The 16,958-nt window shown below is 61.2% G+C and carries 17 protein-coding genes; 11 read left to right on the plus strand and 6 right to left on the minus strand.

Going from position 1 to position 16,958, the window contains the following annotated elements; genetic code table 11:
• Positions 1-19: 19 nt before the first annotated feature.
• A complete protein-coding gene (locus HX811_RS09935; RefSeq protein ID WP_003219398.1) occupies positions 20-1,540 on the minus strand; it encodes an aldehyde dehydrogenase family protein in 1,521 nt (506 codons plus the stop codon).
• 286 nt (positions 1,541-1,826) lie between these two features.
• Between HX811_RS09935 and HX811_RS09940 the strand changes: the two genes are divergently transcribed.
• From HX811_RS09940 to HX811_RS09960, 5 genes are all read left to right on the plus strand, one after another.
• Positions 1,827-3,737 carry a sigma-54-dependent Fis family transcriptional regulator gene (locus HX811_RS09940; RefSeq protein ID WP_177045738.1) on the plus strand — a complete coding sequence of 637 codons (1,911 nt, stop codon included), beginning with the start codon at positions 1,827-1,829 and terminating at the stop codon, positions 3,735-3,737.
• A 232-nt stretch (positions 3,738-3,969) separates the two neighbouring features.
• The gene (locus HX811_RS09945) at positions 3,970-4,959 is read left to right on the plus strand and encodes a hypothetical protein (RefSeq protein ID WP_256344406.1); all 990 of its coding nucleotides are present in this window, start codon (positions 3,970-3,972) and stop codon (positions 4,957-4,959) included.
• Between the two features lie 217 nt (positions 4,960-5,176).
• Positions 5,177-6,526, plus strand: a complete 1,350-nt coding sequence (gene mpl, locus HX811_RS09950) for a UDP-N-acetylmuramate:L-alanyl-gamma-D-glutamyl-meso-diaminopimelate ligase (protein WP_177045740.1) — start codon at positions 5,177-5,179, stop codon at positions 6,524-6,526.
• Positions 6,523-7,152: a flavin prenyltransferase UbiX gene (gene ubiX / locus HX811_RS09955; protein WP_003219402.1), complete on the plus strand. Its 630-nt coding sequence runs from the start codon at positions 6,523-6,525 to the stop codon at positions 7,150-7,152. Before mpl ends, ubiX begins: the two co-directional genes overlap by 4 nt.
• A complete protein-coding gene (locus HX811_RS09960; RefSeq protein ID WP_023659172.1) occupies positions 7,145-7,429 on the plus strand; it encodes a YceK/YidQ family lipoprotein in 285 nt (94 codons plus the stop codon). Before ubiX ends, HX811_RS09960 begins: the two co-directional genes overlap by 8 nt.
• A 148-nt stretch (positions 7,430-7,577) precedes the next feature.
• Here HX811_RS09960 and HX811_RS09965 read toward each other — a convergent pair whose 3' ends face one another.
• From HX811_RS09965 to HX811_RS09975, 3 genes are all read right to left on the minus strand, one after another.
• Positions 7,578-8,219, minus strand: coding sequence for an oxidoreductase (locus HX811_RS09965; protein ID WP_003215421.1), 642 nt, complete (start codon positions 8,217-8,219; stop codon positions 7,578-7,580).
• 28 nt (positions 8,220-8,247) lie between these two features.
• A complete protein-coding gene (locus HX811_RS09970; RefSeq protein WP_177045742.1) occupies positions 8,248-9,966 on the minus strand; it encodes a C13 family peptidase in 1,719 nt (572 codons plus the stop codon).
• A 103-nt stretch (positions 9,967-10,069) separates the two neighbouring features.
• Positions 10,070-10,525: a MaoC family dehydratase gene (locus tag HX811_RS09975; protein ID WP_003215423.1), complete on the minus strand. Its 456-nt coding sequence runs from the start codon at positions 10,523-10,525 to the stop codon at positions 10,070-10,072.
• Between the two features lie 179 nt (positions 10,526-10,704).
• Between HX811_RS09975 and HX811_RS09980 the strand changes: the two genes are divergently transcribed.
• The 4 genes from HX811_RS09980 (at position 10,705) to HX811_RS09995 (ending at position 12,711) form a co-directional block, all read left to right on the plus strand.
• The gene (locus HX811_RS09980; RefSeq protein WP_008436537.1) at positions 10,705-11,067 is read left to right on the plus strand and encodes a CidA/LrgA family protein; all 363 of its coding nucleotides are present in this window, start codon (positions 10,705-10,707) and stop codon (positions 11,065-11,067) included.
• Positions 11,064-11,780, plus strand: a complete 717-nt coding sequence (locus tag HX811_RS09985; RefSeq protein WP_003215425.1) for an LrgB family protein — start codon at positions 11,064-11,066, stop codon at positions 11,778-11,780. Before HX811_RS09980 ends, HX811_RS09985 begins: the two co-directional genes overlap by 4 nt.
• Before the next feature lie 21 nt (positions 11,781-11,801).
• On the plus strand, positions 11,802-12,392 hold the full coding sequence (locus HX811_RS09990; protein ID WP_003215426.1) for an LON peptidase substrate-binding domain-containing protein: 591 nt from the start codon (positions 11,802-11,804) through the stop codon (positions 12,390-12,392).
• Between the two features lie 112 nt (positions 12,393-12,504).
• Positions 12,505-12,711: a hypothetical protein gene (locus HX811_RS09995; RefSeq protein ID WP_003215427.1), complete on the plus strand. Its 207-nt coding sequence runs from the start codon at positions 12,505-12,507 to the stop codon at positions 12,709-12,711.
• Here the strand turns inward: HX811_RS09995 and HX811_RS10000 are convergent.
• Both HX811_RS10000 and HX811_RS10005 read right to left on the minus strand, forming a co-directional pair.
• Entirely contained in the window at positions 12,708-14,024 is a 1,317-nt protein-coding gene (locus HX811_RS10000; protein ID WP_177045744.1) for a bifunctional DedA family/phosphatase PAP2 family protein, read from the minus strand. The genes HX811_RS09995 and HX811_RS10000 overlap by 4 nt on opposite strands.
• Positions 14,025-14,136: 112 nt before the next feature.
• Positions 14,137-14,820, minus strand: a complete 684-nt coding sequence (locus HX811_RS10005) for a DNA-3-methyladenine glycosylase (protein ID WP_102369965.1) — start codon at positions 14,818-14,820, stop codon at positions 14,137-14,139.
• A 176-nt stretch (positions 14,821-14,996) separates the two neighbouring features.
• Here HX811_RS10005 and HX811_RS10010 point away from each other — a divergent pair, with 176 nt between their 5' ends.
• Together HX811_RS10010 and nadD are read left to right on the plus strand one after the other, a co-directional pair.
• Positions 14,997-16,262, plus strand: coding sequence for a glutamate-5-semialdehyde dehydrogenase (locus HX811_RS10010; protein ID WP_003215430.1), 1,266 nt, complete (start codon positions 14,997-14,999; stop codon positions 16,260-16,262).
• Positions 16,262-16,906: a nicotinate-nucleotide adenylyltransferase gene (gene nadD / locus HX811_RS10015; RefSeq protein ID WP_003215431.1), complete on the plus strand. Its 645-nt coding sequence runs from the start codon at positions 16,262-16,264 to the stop codon at positions 16,904-16,906. Before HX811_RS10010 ends, nadD begins: the two co-directional genes overlap by 1 nt.
• Positions 16,907-16,958 lie beyond the last annotated feature (52 nt).

Below are 16,958 nucleotides of genomic sequence, written 5' to 3' on the forward strand. Positions count from 1 at the left end.
TGTGGGAGCGGGTTGTGAGTTAGAAGAAGCCCAGCGGGTTGATGTCGTAGCTCACCAGCAGGTTTTTGGTCTGCTGATAGTGATCAAGCATCATCTTGTGGGTCTCACGGCCCACACCGGACTTCTTGTAACCACCGAACGCGGCATGCGCCGGGTACAGGTGATAGCAGTTGGTCCATACACGCCCGGCCTTGATCGCCCGGCCCATGCGGTACGCGCGGTTGATGTCGCGGGTCCACAGGCCGGCACCCAGGCCGAACTCGGTGTCGTTGGCGATCGCCAGGGCTTCGGCTTCATCCTTGAACGTGGTGATGCTCACCACCGGGCCAAAGATTTCTTCCTGGAACACCCGCATCTTGTTGGTGCCCTTGAGCAGGGTCGGCTGGATGTAATAGCCGGTGGCCAGATCGCCGGTCAGCTTCTCGACCTTGCCACCAGTCAGCAACTCGGCGCCTTCGCCTTTGGCGATTTCGAGGTAGGACAAAATCTTGTCGAACTGCTGCTCGGACGCCTGGGCGCCGACCATGGTGTCGGTGTCCAGCGGGTCGCCACGTTTGATCGACTCGACCTTCTTCATCACCACTTTCATGAAGTCGTCGTAGATCGACTCTTCCACCAGTGCGCGGGAAGGGCAGGTGCACACTTCGCCCTGGTTGAAGAACGCCAGCACCAAACCTTCGGCGGCCTTCTCGATGAATTGCGGTTCGGCTTTCATGATGTCGGCGAAGAAGATGTTCGGCGACTTGCCGCCCAGTTCAACGGTAGACGGAATGATGTTCTCGGCGGCCGCATGCATGATGTGCGAGCCAACAGGCGTGGACCCGGTAAAGGCGATCTTGGCGATGCGCTTGCTGGTGGCCAGGGCTTCGCCGGCTTCTTTGCCGTAGCCGTGCACCACGTTGAGTACGCCCGGCGGCAGCAGGTCGCCGATCAGTTCCATCAGCACGTTGATGCCCAGCGGGGTTTGCTCGGCGGGTTTAAGCACCACGCAGTTACCGGCAGCGAGGGCCGGCGCGAGTTTCCAGGCGGCCATCAGCAGCGGGAAGTTCCACGGGATGATCTGGCCGACCACGCCCAGCGGTTCGTGGAAGTGGTAAGCGGCGGTGTGTTCGTTGATCTCGGCGCTGCTGCCTTCCTGGGCTCGGATGCAGCCGGCGAAGTAGCGGAAGTGATCCGCGGCCAGCGGGATGTCGGCGTTCAGGGTTTCGCGCACGGCCTTGCCGTTGTCCCAGGTTTCGGTGATGGCTAGCAGTTCGAGGTTCTGTTCGATGCGGTCGGCGATTTTCAGCAGTACCAGCGAGCGGTCCTGGGCCGAGGTCTTGCCCCAGGCGTCAGCGGCGGCGTGGGCGGCGTCCAGGGCCTTGTCGATATCCTTGGCAGTGGAGCGCGGGAATTCGGCGATGGGCTTGCCGTTGACCGGCGAGGTGTTGGTGAAATAGTTGCCATCGACCGGCGCGACAAACTCACCGCCGATGTAGTTGCCGTACTTGGCCTTGAACGAAACGATCGCGCCTTCAGTACCGGGGTGTGCGTAACGCATGGTGGGTATCTCCTGGCTTTTTGTGTTTATTGGAGGACGCACGGTTGTGCTTGTTAAAGCGTAGAGCAAAGGTCGGGCCAGTGCCTCGTAGAGCCTGTAAATCAAGGGTTTAGAGGTTGTTGCAAACCGTTGCTGTGGCAAGCTTGGTACAGCCTGGGTGACAGTTTGTGCCATAAGCGGTACAGCCTGTGACCGGTGGGTCTGCTCGGGATTGCAATGGTCGGGAGGCTGGAGGATGCTGGGCACTCGCGCGCGGTGTACTTCACGCAGGGAGAATAATAAGAACATGCAAAACGATCATTTCAGTCGCCATGCCCAACAAGTCCTGACGGTCACCCGTGGGCAGGACCTGCTGCATGGCCCCGGCAGCGATCCGTCCATCGCCCGCTCCTGGCTGCGTTGTCTTGAGGACTATCACCTCGACCCCGCATTGACCATCGCGCCCACGGTGCTCGAACATGGCCGCCTGCTGGAAAGCCGCGAACGCCTGCAACAAGTGCTGAGCATCGCCGGCAATGAAATGAACAGCCTGCATCAACAGCTCTCCGGCGCCGGCCATGCGGTGCTGCTGACCGACGCCCGCGGGGTGATCCTCAACTGCGTCACCGCCCCCAGCGAGCGCAAGATCTTCGAGGGTGCCGGGCTGTGGCTGGGTGCCGATTGGAGCGAGGCCTGCGAAGGCACCAACGGCATCGGCACCTGCCTGGTGGAGCGCCAGTCCCTGACGATTCATCGCGATGAACACTTTCGCGGCCGACATACCGGCCTGACCTGCTCGGCCAGCCCGGTGTTCGACCCTCATGGCGAACTGCTGGCGGTGCTGGATGTGTCTTCGGCCCGGGAGGCGGTGTCGCGTCAGAGCCAGTTCCACACCATGGCGCTGGTCAATCTTTCGGCGAAGATGATCGAGAGCTGTTACTTCCTGCGGCACTTCGAGAACCAATGGTTGCTGCGCTTTCATTTGCAGGCCGAATCTATGGGCCTGTTCAGTGAAGGGTTGCTGGCATTTGATGGTGAAGGGCGCATTTGCGCGGTTAACCAGAGTGCGTTGAACCTGCTCGGGCAAATCCGTGGCGGGTTGTTGGGGCAGCCGGTCGAGGCGTTTTTCGATTCTTCGCTCGATGAGTTGCTCGGGCGTGCCAGCGCGAACGCCAGCGCCAGTTGGCCCCTGCGTACCCGCGATGGCCGTGGCTTGTTCGCGGTGTTGCGCGGCCAGCCACGCAGCGTACCGGTGCCGGTGGCCCACGCCTTGCCGGAGCGGCCGCGATTGCCGGGCATTTGCCTTGGAGACGCGGCGCTGCAAAACGATTTCCGCAGAGCCTTGCGGGTGTTCGAGCGTGATGTGCCTTTGCTGATCCAGGGTGAAACCGGGTCTGGCAAAGAGGCGTTTGCCAAGGCCGTACACCATGCCAGCCTGCGCGCAGATAAAGCCTTTGTGGCCCTCAACTGCGCCGCGATCCCGGAGAGCCTCATCGAAAGCGAGCTGTTCGGTTATCGCGGCGGCAGTTTTACCGGCGCCCGCAAGGAGGGCATGCGCGGCAAGCTGCAGCAGGCGGACGGTGGCACGTTGTTTCTGGATGAAATCGGCGATATGCCGCTGGCTTTGCAAACCCGGCTATTAAGGGTGCTTGAAGACCGCTTGGTGGTGCCCATCGGCGGTGAACCGCAAGCGGTGGATGTCAGAATTATCAGCGCTACCCACCGTAATCTGCTTGATCGGGTGCAGGACGGTAGTTTTCGTGAAGACCTGTATTACCGGCTCAATGGCCTGGAAGTGGCCTTGCCGCCGTTGCGCGAGCGCAGTGACAAGTTGCAACTGCTGGACTTCCTGCTGGCAGAAGAAGCGGGAGATCAGGCGGTGCAGCTTGACGGCGAGGCCCGCCAGGCCCTGTTGGCGTTCGCGTGGCCGGGCAACGTGCGGCAGTTGCGCACGGTGTTGCGCACGCTCGCCGCACTGTGTGAGGACGGGCGGGTGAGGCTTGATGACCTGCCTGCACAGATTCGTGCCGTGCAAACCGTGCCGGTGGCGATGAGTGAACCGGCAAACTCATTGCTGGATGCTGCCGAGCGCCAGGCATTGCTGGCAACATTGGTGCAGCAACGCTGGCATATGACGCACGTGGCGACGGTGCTTGGAGTCAGCAGAAATACGCTTTATAGAAAGTTACGTAAGTATGGAATAGCGCGCCAGGTGTAATGATGGCGTTACTTGCTCCGGCTGTGAATGATCAAGCTGTGTTGTGGGCGACAGTGCGTTAAATAATTGGTGTGCACAGTATTAAAATTTTGTCATATATTTGCGCGTGTCGGTGCCGGTCTTCTGGAACGTTAATTGTCTGTTTAGTTACTAATTTGGTGGTTGTCGGCGGTTCCGATAACTCGATAGTAGCGCTTATGCGTAAATAGTAACAACAAGTGAGATAATAACCATGAATATTACTAGATCTCGGCCCACCACGGTAAATATACCTCCAGTGAATACAGGGCCGGTCACGCGCAATGGTGGTGCACATCCTCCGGTAATACGTACCGGTAGCCAGGGCAGCCCCCATGCGCCCAAAGGCCCCCAAAACAAACCTACCTTAGGAAAAAATCCGGGCACGGAAAAAAGACCAACCCAACCCAAATCGGAGAAAACCAATACCTTTCAAACGCTGACACAACAAAAATTGATGAACCAAACGCCTGCCAACCGGCCGTTCAAGCCTCAGGTCAGCGCAGAGCCGAAAAGCATGGAACAGGTGACTCAAAACCTGATGGTTGCTGATCGCCTGTTCAAAGCCGGGGTGTTCAAGACTCAGTCCGGCCCGGCGACGGTAACTCGCGACGCCTTTATCAGTGCGGGTGTAACCGGTCTGGTCAGTGCTCCCTTCAGTATTGGCACCTACGCAGGCTCGGTTTGGTCTGGGGAGAAAATCAAGGCGCAGTTTACAAACAACACGCCGATGCTCCCTCCGGCTCACCAGCCGGCCCCAAGCACGCAGGTGCCTGCCGCGAAAACCGACGGGACAACATCGGTCGATGCCGGGCAGGACTCCGACGCGGGTACCACGACCGCGCGTTTGAGCCTGGCCGAGTTGCGCATCGACGTCATTGCCAACACTATGGTGGCAATGCGTGAAGGAACAAGTGCTCCGGCACTTCAGATGAGCGACACCTCGTCGGATACGCCAAGCAAACGCCTGAAAACGCTTGAGGACTTGTATAAAGCTGCGGAGGAACAGCTTAAAAAAATGGCGGACGAAAACTCCATGGTATTCCGGCCTTACATTGCCACTACCGCAGACGGCACCGATGATAAAGGCCGTCTGGATGTTATTGATAAAAAATTCGAAGCAATAATCAAGTTTATTGGGAAGTTGTTGCACATGAAAACGCTGGAATTACCGGCGGAGTCAGCAGAAACAAAAGTCGTGTGACATTACCCCGCGTAAACTTTCGAGTCATGGATGATGCTCAGTCAAACTGGCGATGGGTCCGATGCCATGCATGCATCCTGTGGCACCGGACTTATCTAATATTCCCCTACGCGCTGAGAAACAATGGCGGCTACCCGCAAGGCCTGCGTGCTACAGCTAAAGAGTGCGATTTTCCCTTCCCTGCGCTAACCTGCCTCGATGTTTTACGAGGTCGACTATGCACATTCATATTCTCGGTATTTGCGGCACGTTCATGGGCTCGATGGCGGTGCTCGCCAAAGAACTGGGCCATCATGTTACTGGCTCCGATGCCAACGTTTACCCACCCATGAGCACGCAACTGCAGGCCCAGGGTATTGAGCTGACCCAAGGCTACGACCCGGCGCAGTTCGACCCGCTCCCGGACCTAGTGGTGATCGGCAATGCCATGAGCCGCGGTAACCCGGCGGTCGAGTACGTACTGAATAAAGGTTTGCCGTACGTGTCTGGCCCGCAATGGCTGGCCGACCATGTGCTGCAAGGCCGTTGGGTACTCGCCGTTGCCGGTACCCATGGCAAGACCACCACCAGCAGCATGCTGGCCTGGGTGCTGGAGCATGCGGGCATGAGCCCGGGCTTCCTGATTGGTGGCGTGCCGCAGAATTTCTCGGTGTCGGCGCGCCTCGGCGACACCCCGTTTTTTGTCATCGAAGCCGATGAATACGACAGTGCGTTCTTCGACAAACGCTCCAAGTTCGTTCACTACCGCCCGCGTACGGCGATCCTGAACAACCTGGAGTTCGATCACGCGGACATCTTCCCTGATCTGGCGGCCATCGAGCGGCAGTTCCACCACTTGGTGCGCACCATTCCCAGCGAAGGCCTGGTGATTCACCCCACCACCGAACCTGCCCTGCAGCGAGTTATCGAGATGGGCTGCTGGACCCCGGTACAAACCACCGGTGCTGGCGGCCAATGGCAGGTCAAACTGCTGAGCGAAGATGGCTCCAAATTTGAAGTACTGTTCGAAGGCGTCGCCCAAGGCATCGTCGATTGGGACATGACCGGCCAGCACAACGTCGCCAATGCCTTGGTCACCCTGGCGGCTGCGCGGCATGTCGGCGTGGTGCCGTCCATGGGCATTGCGGCCTTGAGCGCGTTCAAAAGCGTCAAGCGCCGGATGGAAAAGGTCGCCGAAGTGAATGGGATTACCATCTATGACGACTTTGCCCACCACCCGACGGCCATCGCCACCACCCTGGATGGCTTGCGCAAGCGTGTGGGTGATGCCCAGGTGATCGCGATTATCGAGCCGCGCTCCAACTCCATGAAGCTGGGCGCCCACCGTGATGGTTTGCCGGAAAGCGTCAACGATGCCGACCAGGTTGTGTGGTACGCGCCGGCCAACCTCGGTTGGGACCTGCCTGCCATCGCCGCGTTGTGCACGGTGCCGTCGATTTGCCGCGACTCACTGGAAGGCATCATCGAGCACGTGAAACACCAGGCCAGGCCCGGCACTCACGTGGTGATCATGAGCAACGGCGGCTTTGGCGGCCTGCATGGCAAACTCGCCGAGGCCCTGAAGTGAGCGGCCCGGAACGCGTCACCCTGGCGATGACCGGCGCGTCCGGCGCGCCCTATGGCTTGCGGCTGCTGGACTGCCTGGTGCGCGAAGACCGCGAGGTGCACTTCCTGATCTCCAAGGCCGCGCAACTGGTGCTGGCCACCGAGACCGATGTGGCGTTGCCGCCCAAAGTGCAGATGATGCAGGCCTTCCTCACCGAGTACACCGGTGCGGCGGCGGGGCAGATCAAGGTCTATGGCAAGGAAGACTGGATGTCACCGGTGGCGTCGGGCTCCGGTGCGCCGGCCGCGATGGTGGTGGTGCCGTGTTCCACCGGGACCCTGTCGGCGATTGCCACGGGCGCCTGCAACAATCTGATCGAGCGCGCGGCGGACGTGACCTTGAAGGAGCGTCGCCAGTTGATTCTGGTGCCGCGCGAAGCGCCGTATTCGAGCATCCATCTGGAGCACATGCTCAAGCTGTCGAACATGGGCGTGACTATCTTGCCGGCGTCGCCGGGCTTCTATCACCAGCCGCAGACCATCGATGACCTGGTGGACTTTGTGGTGGCGCGGATTCTCAACCTGCTGAACATTCCCCAGGACATGCTGCCGCGCTGGGGCGAGCACCATTTGAGCAGTGATGAATAAACTATTGATGGTGCTGCTGGCGCTGCAACTGACCGGGTGTGCGACTGCGCGAACCCTGGACGCAGCCCAGCCCGGCGCGCCGGTGGTGTATGCCGGCACGCGGCTGGACATGTATGCGATTCAGGGCGGGTGCTGCGCGATGGACCGTTTTGGAGCCGAGGCGCCGAGCTATCCCCATGTCGACCTGCCGGCCAGTGCCTTGCTCGACACGCTGCTGTTGCCGCTGTCGGTGCTGACGGTGCTGGGGGTTGGGTTTAACGCGACGGGCGGGCTGTAGTACTTAATCCCAGTATTAACAGAAATCCAATGTGGGAGCGGGCTTGCTCGCGAATGCGGTGGATCAGTCACTGTATCATTGACTGATCCACCGCATTCGCGAGCAAGCCCGCTCCCACATTTTGATTGTGTTCGGCCTGGAATACGTGTTATTTGCCGAGCTTGCGCAACTCGTCCGACTCTATAACCCGCACCCCATCCTGCTCTTCCAGCGCCAGTCGCCACATCGCCCGCGCCAGTTCGCACACTTCAATGCCGTGGTACTTGCCCGGAATCAGCCGCGACAATGGCCCGGCCAGTTGCTCGGCCAGCCGCGGTTCCAATCGCTCACCCAACAACAGCGACGGTCGGACGATGGTCAACTGCGGCCAATCCTGGGCTTTCAACGCCTGTTCCATCTCGCCCTTGACGCGGTTGTAGAAGATCGACGATTTCGGGTCGGCGCCGATTGCGCTGATCACGATCAGGTGCCGCGCCCCCATTTCCCGGGCGCGCTTGGCAAAGGCCACGACCATGTCCAGGTCGACGGCGCGGAACGCTTCTTCGGAGCCGGCCTGCTTGATGGTGGTGCCCAGGCAGCAGAAGGCGATGTCCACCTGGCCGCTCAGTTGCGGCAGGAATACTGCCGGGTCGCCCACCGGGTTTTCCAGGTGTGGATGCTCGGCCAGAGGCTTGCGGCTGGGTGCCAGCACGCGGGTCACGGTCGGCTCGTTGAGCAGGCGGTCCAGCAGGTGCTCCCCGGTCAGGCCGGAGGCTCCGGCGAGCAAGATATGCTGAGGCGTCAGGTACATGATGTTTCCCCCTTGATACAGATTCAGCTTAGTTGCTCTTGGCTTCCTTGCTATTCATTGAGACGCTTTCGAGCGCCTTTCGTGCCTGCTGTTTGCGTAATAATTGCCAATGGGCGATTACGCCTTTGGGGGCCCAGATCTGCGGTTCGGAGGCTTCGAAGTTGTCCGCCTGTTCGCGTTCGGCGACGTGGGTCTGTGCCAGCTTGAAGGCTTGCTGCAAGTCGTCGGTCTGGTTGAAGGCCTGGGCGAAGAGGGCGTCGCCGAAGTAGGTGAAGTCGGCCTCTTCGGAGCAGCCGAACGACACACGATCGGCGCGCGAGGCGGTCATGATCAGGGTGTGTTCGTCCTTCAGGGCCGGGATGAACCCGCCGGAGTAGCAGGCCGAAATCACGATGATCTTGTCGCGGTTCTTCAGCGGTGCCAGCACGGCGGCCAGCTCATCGGCCGGCAGGTCGGCCAGCTCCATGCGCGGCTGGTCGAGCACCAGTTCGTGCTCGTGAGTGCCGTGGCTGGTCAGGTAGATAAACACCAGGTCTTGCGGGCCACTGCGTTCGGCCAGGGTCTGGACTGCGCGGCGCAGGCTTTCGCGAGTGGCCATCGGGCGGTCGGCAATATGGTCGCGATGGTTCACCAGGCGGATCTGGCCGTAGGCGCCGAAGCGTGTGGCGAGCATGTTGCTGACGTAGTCGGCTTCGCGCAGGAACACGCTTTGTTTGCCGTCGCCGGCCACCACCAGGGTGTACAGCTCCACCCCCGATTTGGACGCGGGCACGGCGGCGAGGGCGGCATCCAGCAAGTGGCCCTGGGCAAACAGGCCGATTTCCAGCGGGTCAGGCAACAATTTGCCCTCGGCGTCGCGCACGCGCATGCCGTTGACCCAGGTGCCGGCCTGCACGGTGCCGTCGGTGAGCACCAAAGTGCCACGACCTTGATAGCTGTCGCTGTCGAAGCCGCCAATATAGAAGCTGCCGTCGGTGAGGTTCAGGCGGCCTGTGCCTGTGAAGCGCCAGTCGACGAACTGGCCGACGTAGTGGCTGCCATCGACGCCGATCAGTTCGCCCTTGCCGCTGAGGGCGCCTTCCTTGAATTCGCCGATCCATACGTCGCCGTCGGCGTTTTCGTAGCGGCCCTTGCCGTTGAGCTGGTTTTGTTTGAAATGGCCGATGTACATGTCGCCGTCGGCGCTGTTGAAGGTGCCGTTGCCCTCCAGCTGGCCATCGACGAAGCGGCCGCTGAACTGGTTGCCGCTGTCGTCGTTGCGCTGGCCTTCGCCGTTGGGCTTGCCGTGGGCGAACTGGCCCTGGTACTGGCTGCCGTCGGCCAGCTCGAGGCGGCCGAGGCCGGAATACTGGTCGTCCTTGAATTCGCCGCGATAGGTCATCTGCCCTTCTTTGAGGGTGCCTTCGCCGTTACGTTTGCCTTGCTTGAACCCGCCGACGTAGCTGTTGGCCGCCGTGGTCAGGCTGCCCTGGCCGTCGAACAGGCCCTGCTGGAACTGGCCTTTATAGACCTCGCCGTTGCTGCCATGCCATTCGCCCTGGCCGTGCCACTGGCCTTTATCGAACTGGCCGGCGTACCAACTGCCATTGGGGTAATCCACCCGGCCCTGGCCTTGCAGCAAGCCATTGACCACATCGCCACGGTAACGACCGCCATCGGGCAGCCGCGCATCGGGCGGCAACAGCGATTCGCCGTCGCCGCACGCGGTGAGCAACAGGACAAGAGCAAGGGGAGCGAGTGGGCGCATAGCGGGATCCGGATAATTGAGCGCCGAGTATGCCGCAGCTGCGAGATCTATACATAAATTTACATGAATTGTGGTGAGCGGACGCGCTCACCACAGCCAGGTTTCAGACGAAGCAGAGTGACAACGATTCTGCAATGTAGGCCGGTTTTTCCTGGCCATCGATTTCCAAGGTGCAGGTGGCTTTAAGCAACCATTGCCCAGGTTTTTTCTCGGTGGCGTCGGTCAGGGTCACGGCCAGGCGCACCCTGGAGTCGACCTTCACGGGTTGGATGAAGCGCACGCTGTCCAGGCCATAGTTGACCGCCATCTTCAGGCCTTCGGGCATGATCAGGATGTCTTCGATCAGCTTGGGTATCAGCGACAGCGACAGGAAACCGTGGGCGATGGTGCCGCCAAACGGGGTCTGGGCGGCTTTCACCGGGTCGACGTGGATGAACTGAAAATCGCCGGTGGCTTCCGCGAACAGGTTGATACGTTCCTGGTCGATGGTGAGCCATGCAGAACGTCCCAGTTCCTTGCCGACATATTCTTTGAGTTGCGCTACGGGTACTGAGGGCATTGCGACTCTCCTTCTTTGCTCGGTTGGCTTCATCGTTTTTGTAGTTTTGGACAGGTCCAGAGAACCAATGTAGATCATCACGGGCACTTGGCCCGGTCAACCCACCATGCTTTTGGCGAATGCCGCTCCATAGAGGCAGCGTGCTTATAATGCCGACACGCTTTTGGGGGGAAGAACGGATGCTGTTACGCGGTTTGACATGGCTGGTGCTGTTTCAATTGCTCGGCACGGCGATCAATCATTTGTTTGTCCCGGTGTTGCCGGGGCCGATTATTGGCCTGCTGCTGATGCTGGCCTTCCTGGTATGGCGCGGCGAAGTCGGTGAGCCCCTGAACCTGGCAGCCAGCAGCCTGCTGCGTTATTTGCCATTGCTGCTGGTGCCGCCTGCGGTCGGCGTGATGGTGTATGCCAAGGACATCGCCGCCGACTTCTGGGCCATCGTCGGCGCGCTGGTGTTGTCGCTGGTGATCGCCATGGGCTTTGTCGGCGTGCTGATGCAGAAACTGGTCAAGCGCCAGGCGCAGCGGGAGGACGGCCAATGACACTGGACTGGCAGGGCGCCTGGGCCGCCGTGATTCATCACCCGTTGTTCGGCATCGGCATCACCCTCGGCGCCTATCAACTGGTGCTGGCCGGTTTCGAGAAAACCCGCTGGATTTTCCTGCAACCGGTGCTGGTGTCGATGCTGTTGGTGATCGGCGTGTTGCTCGGCTGTGGCCTGACGTACGTCGAGTACCGCAAGAGTACCGAGATCATGAGCATCCTGCTGGGCCCGGCGACGGTAGCCCTGGCGGTGCCGCTTTACCTGAATCTGCGACGAATTCGCCAATTGTTCTGGCCGATTTTTACTACGCTGGTGGTGGGAGGCGTATTGGCCACCGGCCTGTGCGTGCTGTTGGGCTGGTGGTTTGGCGCCGAACACATGATGCTGATGACCATGGCACCCAAGTCCGTGACCTCACCGATTGCGATGCTGGTGGCCGAGCAGATCGGCGGCGTGGCGGCACTGGCGGCGGTGTTCGTGCTGATCACCGGGGTGATCGGCGCGATGATCGGTCCGGCGTATCTGTCACGGCTGGGCGTGCACAGCCCCGAAGCGCGCGGTATGGCGCTGGGCATGACCGCTCACGCCGTAGGTACGTCGGTGGCCTTGCAGGAAAGCGAAGAGACCGGGGCCTTTGCGGCGCTGGCCATGAGTCTGATGGGCGTGGCCACGGCGGTGTTCCTGCCGTTGGCCGTGTCGCTGGTTATTTAAGTCGGGTTTAAGGAAACCTTTATGAGTCTGGCGCTTTTCCCGCTCAATACCGTGCTGTTTCCCGGGTGCACCCTCGACCTGCAGCTGTTCGAGGCGCGTTACCTGGACATGATCAGCCGCTGCATGAAAAAGGGCGAAAGCTTTGGCGTGGTGTGCATCCTCGACGGCAAGGAAGTGGGGCTGGCGCCGGATGGCTATGCGTTGATTGGCTGCGAGGCGCTGATCCGCGACTTCAAGCAGCAGGACAATGGCCTGCTGGGGATTCGGGTCGAGGGTGGCCGGCGTTTCCGCGTGCGTGATGCCGGTGTGCAGAAGGACCAGTTACTGGTGGCCGAGGTGCAATGGCTGCACGAGCATCCCGAGCAACCGCTGGAAGAGGAAGACGCTGACTTGCTGGCGTTGCTTCATGCCCTGGCCGAGCATCCGATGGTGGCGTCCCTGGATATGGGCACCCACGCCGATGGACAGCAAGCCCTGGGCAATCAGTTGGCCTATCTGCTGCCCTTTACCGAGGCTGACAAGATCGACCTGTTGCAACTCGATGACCCGCAACAGCGCCTGGACGCGATCCAGTTGCTGCTGGATGAGTTGCAGGGCGAGCTGTTCACCTGACCCGCGAGTGTCACTCGGACTTGTCCTTCCCGGTCTTCAGATTTTCCGTGGTTGTCCTGATCCCGTTGCCTGAAATAGTTGGCAGTCACGTAACGATGATCAGGGGGAAAGGATGATTCGGCTTTCGCAATCGGAGCAAGTCGTGTGGGATGCGTTTTTTATGGCCGTCACCACGCAAATTCTTCATATGAACGACGGTCGCGGCGCGGAGTACATCGCCGAACGCGCCGCGGAGATGGCTGACGAAATGCTTCTGGAGCGGCGCGAGCGAAGCGTCGAACGCCGCGCTGCACCCCTGGATTGGCTGGGGCCTGCCTAGTAGGCGTACCTCAGCAGCGCGTGGGAAGTGCCGGTAAACGCAATGAACCCGAGCACTGCGCCACACACCGGCAGGATCAGCCACCAGACTTTCGGCGGCATCGCTGGCAACAGGCTGCGGTGCTGGCTTAACGCCAGGCTGAAGGCGCACACCGTCATTGCCAGCAGGGTGCCGGCCAGGATGTCCGTCGGCCAGTGTGCGCCCAGGTACACCCGGGAAATCGCGATGGTGGCGGCGGGAATGCAGCCAAGCACCAGCCAGGTCAGGCGCAGTCGTGTCGGTTGACCGCGACCGGCAAGCACTGCCAAGGCCAGGAAGAATGCAAACGAACCGGACGCATGGCCGCTGGGCATGCTGAAGCTGGTGAGCGGGTCGGTCAGCACTTCGGGGCGCATCCGCGCAAAAAACAGCTTGGTCCCGGTATTGATCAGCGCTGCGCCCAGCAGGGTGGCGCCGACAAAGATTGCCTGGCGCCATTGCCGAGCCACCACTAGCAGGCCGGTCAGCACCGCGCTGGCGACAAACATCTTCTTGAACTCGCCGAGCTGGGTCACCATCACCATCGCCCGGTCGATCGCCGGGCCGCGGTGTTCCTGCACCAGTGCCATCAAGCCCTGGTCAAAGTCGTTGAGGTAGGGATAGCCGATAAACAACGCGATCAACAGTGTGCCGCCGATGCAGCCAATCCATAGGGTGGCGCGCCGATGGCCGCGCAGGCTGCTGTTGAGGCTTACGCCGATCAACACTGCGAGACAGGCGGCGACAATCCCGGCCTCTGGCCAGAAGCCTTCGGGCAATGGCAAGCGGAAGGCCGCGCCGGTGGCCCAGCCCGGCAACAGATACGCCACCGACCAGCCTGCACCGGCCAGCAGGCTCACGGCGGCAAAACGCGGGAAGGGCATGTCGCACATGCCCGCAACCATCGGCAACATCGGCCGCAGCGGGCCAATGAAGCGGCCTACCAACAGGCTGGCGATGCCGTACTTCTGGAAGTAAGCCTCGGCGCCGCTCATCCATTCCGGGTGATGCCGCAGGCCGGGAAGGCGCCGGATGTTCTGGTGGAAATGGCGACCGAGGAAGTAGGAAACAACATCGCCCAGCACGCCGCCGAGGAAGCCCAGCAACAGGGTTTCTCCCAGTGACAGTGCGCCGCTGCCGGCCAGGGCGGCGATGGCAAACAGCAATACCGTGCCAGGTACGATCAGGCCGGCAATGGCCAGGCACTCCACGCACGCCACGATAAACACCGCCACGGCCAGCCATTGCGGGTTCAGGGTCAGCCAGCCGGTAATGCTATCGAGCCATGGGCCCATACAATCAACTCCCTTTTGTAGATCGTCCTTGTGGGAGCTCGGCTTGCCGGCGATGGCGTCCTTGGGTCCGCTATCGCCGGCACGCCGGGCTCCTACAGGTTTATGTATGTTTTCAAATCAAAAAATAGTCGCGGCCTTCGACCTGGCCCCGGCGCAGCGGGTTCCGTGTGCAATACGGCGCATAACCGGCATCGACGAAGCGGTACATCAGGTGTTCATCGCGCCCACCGGGAATGCCCAGGCGGGTGGTCTGGATGATCTGCGCTGGCGCCAGCCCTACGTCTTCCACGTAGAGCAGTTCCTGGTCAAAGCGCTTGGCGTCCCACATCGGCACCTTCAAACCCAGCGCCTTGCACAGCAGGGTCTGGCCGGCGCACAGCTTTTGCGAGGGCCGTGGCCTGCCGCTGGCGTCCGGGTTATTCAGCAGCATCTGCGCCAGGCTGGCCGGGCCGGAGACTTCGTCGACCCACGGATAGGCTGATTTGATCAGCACCGCATTGCCCGGACCGTGGGCGCTGAAGTTCAGCGAATCACCGCCACGGGCGTAGTACATATAGATGTGCCCGCCATCCAGAAACAAAGCCTTACGCTTTTCTGTGTAGCCCAAGGACGCGTGGCTGCCTTTTTCGGCGAGGTAATACGCTTCGGTTTCGATAATTCGTGCCGACAGCCACAAATCACCAACACGATGGCGAATGACTTTTCCGAGCAATTCGCGCGCGAGCAGTTGCGCGTCACGGTCGAAAAAGCCGTCGGGCAGGGCGTTGGCGGGGATCAGCGGCGAGAAACTGGACATGGCGATCAAAGGTAATACGGCTAAATGTGACAGGATGATAACAACTCCAGCCTTAATTCCCGCTGAACGTCGGGTTTTTACAGTTCATTTCGACCATCCGCCCCTCACCGCTGTCCGTAGGACGGCGTCACAGCTATAATCTGCCGCTTTCCTCTTTGCCAAGACCCCACCAGACCATGACTGAGTCCGTTCTTGACTACATGACCCGCCTGGGTCGCGCTGCCCGTCAGGCCTCGCGGTTGATCGCCCGTGCGAGCACTGCGCAGAAGAACCGCGCCTTGCTGGCGGCCGCCGACGCTCTGGATGCTTCGCGCTCCGAGCTGAGCGCCGCCAATGAACAGGATTTGGCCAACGGTCGCGCCAATGGCCTGGAGCCTGCATTGCTGGATCGCCTGGCGCTGACGCCGGCGCGCATCGACGACATGATCGAAGGCTTGCGTCAGGTGGCCAAGCTGCCTGACCCCATCGGTGAAATCCGCGACATGCGCTACCTGCCATCGGGTATCCAGGTGGGCAAGATGCGCGTGCCCCTGGGCGTGATCGGCATCATCTATGAGTCGCGCCCGAACGTGACCATCGACGCCGCGAGCCTGTGCCTCAAGTCGGGCAACGCCACCATCCTGCGGGGCGGTTCCGAGGCCATCAATTCCAACCGTGCCATCGCCGCGTGCATTCAGCAGGGCCTGGCCGTGGCCGAGCTGCCCGCCGAAGTGGTGCAAGTGGTCGAGACTACCGACCGCGCCGCCGTAGGCGCACTGATCACCATGCCTGAGTTCGTCGACGTGATCGTGCCACGGGGTGGCAAGAGCCTGATCGAACGCGTGAGCCGTGATGCCAAGGTGCCCGTTATCAAGCACCTGGATGGCGTCTGCCACGTGTTCATCGACATCGCCGCTGACCTCGACAAGGCGATCCGCATCGCCGACAACGCCAAGACTCACCGCTACGCCCCGTGCAACACTATGGAAACCCTGCTGGTGCACGTCGGCATTGCCGATCGCGTGCTGCCGCCGCTGGCTGCCATCTACCGCGACAAGGGCGTTGAACTGCGTGGTTGCGAGCGTACCCGGGCGATCCTCGGCAGCGACGTGATCGAGGCCACCGAGCAGGACTGGTACACCGAATACACGGCGCCGATCCTGTCGATCCGCATCGTCGACGACCTGGATCAGGCCATCGAACACATCAATCAATACGGCTCCAAGCACACCGACGCCATTGTCACCGAGCATTTCAGCGATGCCCGGCGTTTCCTCAACGAAGTGGATTCCGCTTCGGTGATGGTCAACGCCTCGACGCGCTTTGCCGACGGCTTCGAGTACGGCCTGGGGGCGGAGATCGGTATCTCCACCGACAAGCTCCACGCACGCGGCCCGGTTGGCCTGGAAGGGCTGACCAGCGAGAAGTACGTGGTGTTCGGTGACGGGCATGTGCGCACTTGATGGGTAAACGCATCGGGCTGCTCGGCGGCACCTTCGACCCCGTGCACATCGGCCATTTGCGCAGTGCACTGGAAGTCGCGGACGCCCTCGGGCTGGATGAACTGCGCCTGGCACCGAATGCCCGGCCGCCGCATCGCGATACGCCGCAGGTGTCTGCGCAGCAGCGCCTGGAGATGGTCCGCCTTGCTGTGGCCGGCATTGCACCGCTGGTGGTGGACGACCGCGAACTCAAGCGCGACAAACCGTCCTACACTGTCGACACCCTGGAACTGATGCGGGCCGAGTTGGCCGCGGATGACCAGTTATTTCTACTTTTGGGCTGGGACGCGTTTTGCGGCCTGCCCACTTGGCACCGCTGGGAAGAGTTGCTCCAGCATTGCCACATCCTGGTGCTGCAACGCCCGGATGCCGACGCAGAATCGCCGGATGCCTTGCGCAACCTGCTGGCGGCGCGGTCGGTAAGTGACCCTTTGGCCCTGACCGGGCCGAGCGGGAATATTGCATTCGTCTGGCAAACCCCGCTTGCGGTGTCTGCCACCCAGATCCGTCAACTGCTGGCCAGCGGGAAGTCGGTACGTTTCCTGGTGCCTGACGCGGTCCTGGCCTACATCGATGCGCACGGGCTTTACCGTGCGTCGAACTGAAAAGGCGCGCTTGAACGCACGAACAGTCGTGCAGCGAGCGCCCGAACATACG

Source organism: Pseudomonas sp. F8002 (assembly GCF_013385495.1).
GTDB lineage: Bacteria > Pseudomonadota > Gammaproteobacteria > Pseudomonadales > Pseudomonadaceae > Aquipseudomonas.